Source organism: Lacticaseibacillus sp. 53-4, assembly GCF_016861805.1.
GTDB lineage: Bacteria > Bacillota > Bacilli > Lactobacillales > Lactobacillaceae > Lacticaseibacillus.
Map to the genome: position 1 here is coordinate 1 of NZ_BOLT01000068.1, position 3,032 is coordinate 3,032.

Sequence of the window (3,032 nt, forward strand, 5' to 3'; positions counted from 1 at the left end):
TTTGTTCTTTGAAAACTGGATATCATTGTTTTATAGAAATGCCGAGAACACAGCGTATTTGTATGAGTTTCTAAAAGAAATTCGAATCGCGAAACCGATCGAGTTAATCGATCAAGGTTAAGTTACAAAGGGCGCACGGTGGATGCCTTGGCACTAGGAGCCGATGAAGGACGTGACTAACGACGATATGCTTCGGGGAGCTGTACGTAAGCTTTGATCCGGAGATTTCCGAATGGGGGAACCCAGCCACCTTTGGTGGTTATCATTGAGTGAATACATAGCTTAATGAAGGCAAACGCAGGGAACTGAAACATCTAAGTACCTGCAGGAAGAGAAAGCAATTGCGATTCCCATAGTAGCGGCGAGCGAAGTGGGAACAGCCCAAACCAAAGTGCTTGCACTTTGGGGTTGTAGGACCAAACATTGGAGTTACCAAAGTGAGTGATAGACGAAGTCAGTTGGAAAGCTGCGCGAGACAAGGTGAAAGCCCTGTAGTCAAAATCGCTCACCCTCCGTTTGGGATCCTGAGTACGGCGGAACACGTGAAATTCCGTCGGAATCCGGGTGGACCATCACCCAAGGCTAAATACTCCCTAGTGACCGATAGTGAACCAGTACCGTGAGGGAAAGGTGAAAAGCACCCCGGAAGGGGAGTGAAATAGTTCCTGAAACCGTGTGCCTACAATTAGTTGGAGCCCGTTAATGGGTGACAGCGTGCCTTTTGTAGAATGAACCGGCGAGTTACGCTAGCATGCGAGGTTAAGGTGAAAAGCCGGAGCCGCAGCGAAAGCGAGTCTGAATAGGGCGACTAAGTATGTTGGTGTAGACCCGAAACCAAGTGACCTACCCATGACCAGGTTGAAGGTGTGGTAAAACGCACTGGAGGACCGAACCCGTGTATGTTGAAAAATGCTGGGATGAGTTGTGGGTAGCGGTGAAATTCCAAACGAACTTGGAGATAGCTGGTTCTCTCCGAAATAGCTTTAGGGCTAGCCTCGGAGGATGGATATTGGAGGTAGAGCACTGTTTGGACTAGGGGCCCGTCATGGGTTACTGAATTCAGATAAACTCCGAATACCAATTATCTTACTCCGGGAGTCAGACGGTGAGCGATAAGGTCCATCGTCGAAAGGGGAACAGCCCAGATCACCAGTTAAGGTCCCTAAATTTATGCTAAGTGGAAAAGGATGTGGCGTTGCACAGACAACTAGGATGTTGGCTCAGAAGCAGCCATCATTTAAAGAGTGCGTAATAGCTCACTAGTCGAGTGACCCTGCGCCGAAAATATACCGGGGCTAAGCATAATACCGAAACTGTGGATGCGTCCGTAAGGACGTGTGGTAGGAGAGCGTTCCAAGGGCGTTGAAGGTCGACCGTGAGGACGGCTGGAGCGCTTGGAAGTGAGAATGCCGGCATGAGTAGCGAAAGATCGGTGAGAATCCGATCCACCGTATGACTAAGGTTTTCTGGGGAAGGCTCGTCCTCCCAGAGTTAGTCGGGACCTAAGGCGAGGCCGAGAGGCGTAGTCGATGGCAAACAGGTTGAGATTCCTGTACTGATCTATTTTGTTTGACCGATGGCGGGACGCAGGAGGTTAAGTCAAGCACACGGCTGGAAATGTGTGTCCAAGCACTGAGTCTTGAAGCGAGTGAAATGCTTACTTCTTTAAGGACAAGGTGTGATGGGGAGCGAAATTTAAGTAGCGAAGTGACTGATATCACACTGCCGAGAAAAGCGTCTAGGGAGAAATAGATCACCCGTACCGCAAACCGACACAGGTAGTCGAGGCGAGTAGCCTCAGGTGAGCGAGCGAACTCTCGTTAAGGAACTCGGCAAAATGACCCCGTAACTTCGGAAGAAGGGGTGCTGCACGCAAGTGCAGCCGCAGTGAATAGGCCCAAACAACTGTTTATCAAAAACACAGGTCTCTGCTAAATCGTAAGATGACGTATAGGGGCTGACACCTGCCCGGTGCTGGAAGGTTAAGAGGATGAGTTAGCGTAAGCGAAGCCCAGAATTGAAGCCCCAGTAAACGGCGGCCGTAACTATAACGGTCCTAAGGTAGCGAAATTCCTTGTCGGGTAAGTTCCGACCCGCACGAAAGGTGTAATGATTTGGGCACTGTCTCAACGAGAGACTCGGTGAAATTATAGTACCCGTGAAGATGCGGGTTACCCGCGACAGGACGGAAAGACCCCATGGAGCTTTACTGTAGCTTGATATTGAGTGTTTGTACCGCTTGTACAGGATAGGTAGGAGCCGTAGAGGCCGGAACGCTAGTTTCGGCAGAGGCGTTGGTGGGATACTACCCTTGCTGTATGAACACTCTAACCTGCGCCACTCAGCGTGGCGGGAGACAGTGTCAGGTGGGCAGTTTGACTGGGGCGGTCGCCTCCTAAAATGTAACGGAGGCGCCCAAAGGTTCCCTCAGAATGGTTGGAAATCATTCGCAGAGTGTAAAGGTATAAGGGAGCTTGACTGCGAGACTGACAAGTCGAGCAGGGACGAAAGTCGGGCTTAGTGATCCGGTGGTTCCGTATGGAAGGGCCATCGCTCAACGGATAAAAGCTACCCTGGGGATAACAGGCTTATCTTCCCCAAGAGTCCACATCGACGGGAAGGTTTGGCACCTCGATGTCGGCTCATCGCATCCTGGGGCTGTAGTCGGTCCCAAGGGTTGGGCTGTTCGCCCATTAAAGCGGTACGCGAGCTGGGTTCAGAACGTCGTGAGACAGTTCGGTCCCTATCCGTCGCGGGCGCAGGAAATTTGAGAGGAGCTGTCCTTAGTACGAGAGGACCGGGATGGACGTTCCGCTGGTGTACCAGTTGTGCCGCCAGGCGCATCGCTGGGTAGCTATGAACGGACGGGATAAACGCTGAAAGCATCTAAGTGTGAAGCCCCCCTCGAGATGAGATTTCCCATTCCTATATGGAAGTAAGACCCCTGAGAGATGATCAGGTAGATAGGCTGGAAGTGGAAGTGCAGCGATGCATGGAGCGGACCAGTACTAATCGGTCGAGGACTTAACCAA

The 3,032-nt window shown here is 51.3% G+C and carries 1 rRNA gene; it reads left to right on the plus strand.

The features are described 5' to 3' along the window. Positions 1-115 precede the first annotated feature (115 nt). Positions 116-3,032: ribosomal RNA gene (locus tag JUF21_RS11820) — 23S ribosomal RNA — on the plus strand.